The sequence below is a fragment of the Silvanigrella sp. genome, assembly GCF_044369315.1.
Lineage (GTDB): Bacteria > Bdellovibrionota_B > Oligoflexia > Silvanigrellales > Silvanigrellaceae > Silvanigrella.
Genome location: NZ_JBIPMD010000181.1, coordinates 1 through 7,082 on the forward strand (window position 1 = coordinate 1; position 7,082 = coordinate 7,082).

6 protein-coding genes are annotated in these 7,082 nt (G+C 28.3%); 3 read left to right on the plus strand and 3 right to left on the minus strand.

Annotated features, from left to right (window positions below; translation table 11 throughout):
* The first annotated feature begins 560 nt into the window (after positions 1–560).
* Positions 561–1,631: a leucine-rich repeat domain-containing protein gene (locus ACIQ56_RS12795; RefSeq protein ID WP_397601446.1), complete on the plus strand. Its 1,071-nt coding sequence runs from the start codon at positions 561–563 to the stop codon at positions 1,629–1,631.
* 156 nt (positions 1,632–1,787) lie between these two features.
* Here ACIQ56_RS12795 and ACIQ56_RS12800 read toward each other — a convergent pair whose 3' ends face one another.
* The gene (locus tag ACIQ56_RS12800) at positions 1,788–2,426 is read right to left on the minus strand and encodes a vancomycin high temperature exclusion protein (RefSeq protein WP_397601447.1); all 639 of its coding nucleotides are present in this window, start codon (positions 2,424–2,426) and stop codon (positions 1,788–1,790) included.
* Positions 2,427–2,568: 142 nt separating this feature from the next.
* Between ACIQ56_RS12800 and ACIQ56_RS12805 the strand changes: the two genes are divergently transcribed.
* Both ACIQ56_RS12805 and ACIQ56_RS12810 read left to right on the plus strand, forming a co-directional pair.
* Positions 2,569–4,410: a hypothetical protein gene (locus ACIQ56_RS12805; protein ID WP_397601448.1), complete on the plus strand. Its 1,842-nt coding sequence runs from the start codon at positions 2,569–2,571 to the stop codon at positions 4,408–4,410.
* Positions 4,411–4,498: 88 nt separating this feature from the next.
* Positions 4,499–5,146: a DedA family protein gene (locus tag ACIQ56_RS12810; protein WP_397601449.1), complete on the plus strand. Its 648-nt coding sequence runs from the start codon at positions 4,499–4,501 to the stop codon at positions 5,144–5,146.
* 8 nt (positions 5,147–5,154) lie between these two features.
* Here ACIQ56_RS12810 and ACIQ56_RS12815 read toward each other — a convergent pair whose 3' ends face one another.
* Positions 5,155–5,577, minus strand: coding sequence for a 6-carboxytetrahydropterin synthase (locus ACIQ56_RS12815; protein ID WP_397601450.1), 423 nt, complete (start codon positions 5,575–5,577; stop codon positions 5,155–5,157).
* Between the two features lie 2 nt (positions 5,578–5,579).
* The gene (locus tag ACIQ56_RS12820) at positions 5,580–6,896 is read right to left on the minus strand and encodes an ABC1 kinase family protein (RefSeq protein WP_397601451.1); all 1,317 of its coding nucleotides are present in this window, start codon (positions 6,894–6,896) and stop codon (positions 5,580–5,582) included.
* Positions 6,897–7,082: the final 186 nt, after the last annotated feature.

Genomic DNA, 7,082 nt, shown 5'->3' on the forward strand with positions numbered 1-7,082 from the left:
AAACAACACAAAAGATATTATTTAAAAAAGAATTTGTAATTAAAATAGAAAAGAAAAAGCAAGTTTGTTTATGAGGTGCTATGGTGATCTTTTGGAAATATTTAATGTTTAATGACAATTATGCGGAATGGATTAAAATAATTTTTACTTTAATTGATTAAAAGTCCTTTATTTTTATGAGAATGACACCTTATTTTGCATATGTCTCTTCAATAGCGTAAAAATTTTTCTTATGAAAATTTCTCCATTATTTGAATTTATTTATAAAAAAATAAAAATAAATATTTTATTTTAATTGAAAATAAAAATAAAAATAAATAAAATTTGTTTGGTAGTTTTTGCTACTCTTTATATAATTCTCCCATAAATTTTAGTTAATAACATTAATCACATAAAATTAGCCTTATATCATACTCTCATGGGAAGAATTATTTTGTACTTATCTTTTTTATAATGAACCGAATGTGCTTATTAAACAGGAGAAAACATATGTTTAATTGGATTTATCATAAAAAAAACTTTTCTTTTTTTGACTTTAGTTTGTGTTGTAAACACAGCAATTGCATCTCAAGGGGATACCGAAACAGTTTCTTCAATTAGAAAAATATGATTCAAATATTTTTCTAATTGAAGAAACTCCAGGAATAACTAAAGCAAAAATTGCTCAAAACTTAAATGGAGATTTAACTTATGGGGGTGTGACAGGATACCTCGAGCAACTGATAGATTTTTATATCCCTTTACAAATTACAATAAATAAAAATTTTCAAACTTATGTTAGTAGACCACGTTTTAATATCGATGCAGAACTAGATCAAAATGAAGAATGTAACAAGTTACGTTTTACAATAGTAGAAAATAAAATTATTGCATTACCTAGCAATATCAATTTAAATTCAGCATTAAATTGTCGTTATAGCATTTTTAATTCCGAAAGAAAAAAAGTAGGAGACTTCAATGTACTTTTGAATTATACCTTTTCTTATTGGTGTAATCAATCAAATCCAAATTCTGAGGCTTATAAAACTGCTAGGATTATTTCGGATACGTGCATAATAGATCCTGAAAAGATATTTGATTTTCAATTTCTAAGAAAAAAAATAAGTGACCTTAGCCCATTTTCAGGATTTATAAACTTAAAAATTTTAAATTTAGACGGTAATGAAATTTCTCAATTACCATTAGGAATATTAGATAAGTTTACAAATTTAAAATATTTAATTTTAAAAAATAATAAAATTAAAACACTTCCATTGGGAATCCTTGATAAATTATCACGTTTAACCTGGTTATGGTTAATGGAAAACGAGATTAACAATCTCCCATTGGGTTTATTTGATCAATTAGAAAGCTTATATTGGCTTAGTTTATGTAATAATAAATTAAATAATATACCGGATGGTTTGTTCGCAAATTTAAAAAATTTATCATCTATGGAATTATCCAATAATCAACTTGTTGCTTTTCCCTCTGATATTAAAAAATTAAACAAATTGATAAGCATTGAATTGGACTCAAATAAAATAATTAGTATTCCATCTGAATCCTTTAAAGATCATACAAAATTAACATACTTATCCCTTTCAAAAAACCAATTAAAAACTTTACCAGCAGATTTATTTAAAAATTAAAAAAGTCTTTCCATATTGAATTTGGATAATAATAATATTTTATATTTACCAATAGGTATTTTTGATGGTCTTTGCAATTTAGAAGAAATTAGACTTGATTTATTTGACTCTTCCGCTTTGCCTTACAAAGCACATTGTAATATTCGAAATTAATTTTTAAAATAAAAAATTCTTTTCATCATATGGAGTTACTTTGAATATTACTTGAAAATAATCTTTTGTACGTGCAAAGAACTCTCTAATAGAATAATACCAAACATCTTTCATTTCTCCAGCACTCACACCTTCCGCATTAATTCCTATTTCTCTTGCAATCCAAACCGATCTTGTTAAATGAAAATTTTGTGAAATAATGTAAGCACTTTTAATATTAAAAACTTCTTTAGATCTTAATATAGTTGCGTAAGTATTATAACCCTTTTCATCTGTCACTAAGGCTTCTTCTGGAATCCCACTTTTTAGAGCAAAATTTTTCATTGCGGCTGTTTCATTGTAATAACTATCGGTACCATCGCCACTCATTAATATATTTTTAACTAACTTCTTATTATACAAATTTATTGCTGTTTCCATTCGTGCTTTTAAGACACCAGATAAAGAATCCCCATGAACGCTTGCACCTAAAACAATGGCGTATTCTTTTGGTTGATCGAGATTGGTGTGATTTCTTGAATTCACAAACATAATAATATTTGTAATTAAAAATGTTGATAAAATTAAAAAAATTATGCTTAAAATAAAAGTAACAATTAATTTAATAATTTTTATAATTATTTTTAGTGTCTTAAGAATCAAAACATCTCCTATCTAATTAAGATGAGCCTATTTCATCAAACCTTTTTCTTTTGTCTAAAAATTGCAGCCCTATGTCAAATTGCTGGAGCTTCTATTTCTCTTAAAAAGTAACATACAATTGAATGAATTAGGGAGTCTTTAAGTGAGAATCAGAAAAGTTGTCAAAAAAATATTTTTGATCCTTATATTATTATCATGTATTAATTATGTTTACAGTTTGGAAAATCCATCAGCAATATCACCAAAAACTCAGGGTGATACTTTTATTTTACCACCCGTAAGAAGAGTTGCGATTGATTTAATAGAAACAAATATAGATAAATTTAGAATTTTTATGAGGAAACAGGATAGGTTGTTGTATGGAGTTCCTGCTTTTCCATTTAATGAACAAGATATTCAAAGAATGCTAGCAGAAGATGTCGTTGATGAAATTAAGAATACAGGCAGATTTTGGAATTTATCCCTCACAGAATTTGTAAAATTAATTCCCTTATCAGGAAATCAAGAAAATTTTAATAATTTACAAAAAATTGAAAAATTAAAGAGAAGACTTGAAAATGATTACAATATTGAAGCTTGGATCAAGCCTTCTGTTTATTTTGCACCTGATCAAACTTTAGTAAGAGTGGTATTAAAAGGTCCTGGTATAAATTCTTCTGTTTGGGCAAGAGAAGATATTACTTTAGAGCCCCAAGCAAGTGAAGAAAAAATTAAAAATTCATTTTCTCAAGCTTTAGCAAGACTTATAAATACGATGGGACATGATGGAAAAATTACATATATCAGAGAAAACTTATTAACGATAGATTTTGGATTAGAAAGAGGAATTGTTAGAGGGGAAAAATTATTTGCAGGTTTTATTATATTAACAAGCTTTCATCCTCAAACAGGTGAATTTTTAAGGTCACAAAGAATTCCCATTCATGAATTAAAAGTTATGGAATCAAGACAAGGCAGTTCCCTTTGCCAAATTGTAGCTTCCGATCGATTGGCATTTGAGCAGGCATTAAAACTTTTAGGAACAAATGATGTTTCCATGTTAGTGTGGAGACAGACAAAAAATAATTATAAAGAAGGTTGGAGAGAGCCATATAATCCAGACACAGCGCCCATACTAGGTGCAGCAGAGATTGGTTTTGGAAATCCAATCTCTGAAAAAGAGACTCCTGAAGCAGCGCGTTCTATTATTCCTCCTGTTATTTTTGAAAATGAAAGTAAAAATAATATAAAAATGGCTCAGGGTAAGGAAACACAATTAAATAATAAAACAAATACAGAAAGACAAGGCTTACCTTATCAAATTACTCCTAAAGAAGAAAACGCCCCCAATATTCCTGTTGTTACTTATAAAAGATCTATTATAAATAAACCTGAAACTTGGGTTCCCTATTCCGCTCTCGTAGGTTCTGGGATTACAATTGGTACCATTAATAGTAGTCACTCTTCATTTCCAAATACATTATTAAATAAAATTACCGCTTCAAGTTATATTGATTTAGATTCTAAAATTGAATTTAAATTATTACCTTATGCTCAGTTTTCTTATTTTTCTGGAAATGACCTTTCAGGAAATTCATTTTATTTAGGAGCCACATTTTACGATACTATTGTTCATACTACCCAGAATGACTCCTTTTCTATAGGTGGGTCTTTAGAATATATGGATGGAAATATTAATTTTGGTTGTAATTGTACTCCATCAATAACATTAACTCATCCTGCTATATTTGCAAATGCAATGTGGGAAGATAAAGTACCCTCTTTTGGAAATTATAATATTATAGCTGGACTTTCATTGATTGATTTTGCACAACAGGCTCCCGTTTGGAGTTTAAAAGGAAATATTCGACCTTTTGCTGCACTTCCTAAAGAATTGGTGTTTGATGTTGGACTCAAACGATTTACTTCTGGCTGGATAGAATTTAGTATTGGAGCATCTTGGGATTTTATTTCTGAATATAATTATTTAAAACCAATTTTGTAAATCCAAACTTTTTATTTCTAAATTTGCTTTTAATAAAAGTTACGTATAAAATTTGTTGTTTCTTTTTTATTTTTTGGAGCAAATTTTAATGGACATTATAAATACAATTCTTCAATTTCTTTTTTCAGTTTTAAAAGACCCTATTAAATTAATTCAAGTAGTTGGGTATACGGGATTAATTCTTATTGTTTTTGCAGAAACGGGGTTACTAATTGGCTTTTTTTTACCAGGTGACTCTTTATTAATTGCAGCGGGGCTATTTGCTGCAAAGGGAGACATGAATATTTTATTTTTAATTAGTACTTTAACTGTAGCTGCTATCGTTGGTGATGCTGTTGGATTTTATATTGGTCGAAAATTAGGACCGAAGTTGTATAAAAAAGAAGATTCTTTCTTTTTTAGAAAAAAACATTTAATTGCAGCCCATGAATTTTATGAAAAACATGGAGGTAAAACAATAATTATTGCAAGATTTATCCCTATTATAAGAACATTTGCACCAACAGTAGCAGGAGCTGCTGAAATGAATTATTTTAGGTTTGCAATGTTCAATGTTATTGGTGGTTTTTTATGGGTTTGGAGTATGTTACTGGGTGGTTTTTATTTAGGAAGAGTTTTTGGAGATAAAATAAACGATTATATTCATTATTTAATTATTGGAGTTATTATTGTTTCTTTTATTCCAATTATTATTAAATGGATTAAAACAAGAAATGAAACAAATAAAGTTGCATAAAGAAACTTTTAATCTCTAGTTTTAGTTACGATATTATTTTCTGTTTCCCAAACTGTAATAGATTGTAATTGAATATTATCTATTTTTTCAAAAGCTAATTTTTCTTCTAATCGTTCCCATATGCATTCTACAAAGATTTCTGTAGTTGGAATTTTTCCCTGAAGCCATGGGACATCAAAATTTAAATGCTTGTGATCTACATCATTAATAATAGATTCATTTACAATATCTTTTAATTTTTGCAAATTGAACATCATACCCGTTTCAGGATCAATATTGCCTTTAATTGAAACTTCTAATTTATAATTATGACCATGCCCATTTTTACCGGAGCATTTCCCAAAAATAAGTTTATTTTTTTCATCACTAAAGTTTGGATTGTATAAACGATGACTAGCGCAAAATGAAAAATGACGTTTTAAAATTAGCATAATTAAATCTCTTTTTTATCTAAAATTCGATATAAAATGTCTTTAGCAAAAACAGTAGCCCCCAAACTTTCCATTATAAGCAGATTTCCGCCCAGGCGTCTATTTATAAATATGATTTCTGGTGTAGGCGCCCTAAATTTTGTATGCCTCATAAAATGAATGGATTCCATATTTGTCCTTTTTAACTGATGGCAATCTTTCCAAGAATAGTTTTCACCAATAAAAGGTTCAATTGCGATGTTCATCATTTTTATAAAGCTTTCTTTCGCTTCGGGAGAATCATGTCTATTTAAAAAGCCCATTTTTTTAGCTGTTTTTATAAGTTCAATCTGATTTTTTTGAACAGCGGATAGAGTTAATTTTGAATAATTTTCTATTAATTCGTCACTTAATTCTTGAGTAGCGCCAAAATCTAAAAGTACCAACTCTCCATTATCTGTTACTAAAAAGTTAGCGGGATTGGGATCGGATTGAATATGTTTAAAATGAAATATTTCTGTAAAAACAAGTTCAAGTAAGATATTTCCTAAATTATCTCTTTTTTTAATAAATTCAGGATCTGTATGCATTATTTTTGAATATTTATTTAACCATTCCTGTAAACTTATGGCTTCAATCCATTCAGTCGTTAAAACATTTTTTGTTGAATATTCATCAAAGGTTTTTGGAACGATAATTTGATTATTTAATTTAAATTTTTCTCTGTAAATATCGTAATAATTTTTTTCACGCTTGAAATCCAATTCTTGAATAAAAAGCATTTCTACAGCTTCAAATATTTGATCATAATTTGCCATATTTGGCATGAGATTTGCAATTTTAACAATTTTTTTCATGTTTTGAAGATCAGATTTTACACTTTTTTCAAGATCAGGGTATTGCACTTTAATAGCAACATCTGTTCCATCTTTTAGAGTGGCTTTATGAACTTGACCAATACTGGCAGCATGTACTGCTGTTTTTTCAATATGAGAAAATCCATCTAAATTTCCAAATTCTTTTAAAAGAATGGGTTCTATAAAACTCCAATTTTTTGATGTTGCTTGAGATTGTAATTTACCTAAGGCATCTTTCCAGCCTGGAGGAAGGATATTATCGTCAACCATGCTTAAAAGCTGTCCAACTTTCATGGCCGCGCCTTTTAATTCATCTAACCCTTTTACAAGTCTCAGAGCAGCTTCACTCATAAAAGAGTCTGTCTCTTCTATATTTTTATTTAATTTTCTTTTAAGAGCTTCGTTACCTGCACGAATTGCTGTGCTGCTAATAGTGCGAATAAGAGACATAGCTCTATTTTTTGGGCTATTTTCTTCTTTCAAGGAGAGTTCCTTTGTGTTTTTCAGATTTTTCTTTTGAACATGATTCTACCTTAAATAATAACAGAACCTCATTTTAGGGATACAATAAAATTCTAATGGATGCTAATGTCAGGAGAGTTTAGATTCAAAACGATTTTTAAATTCATTGTAATTCACTAAAATTTTATATAAAAACTTTTAAAATGT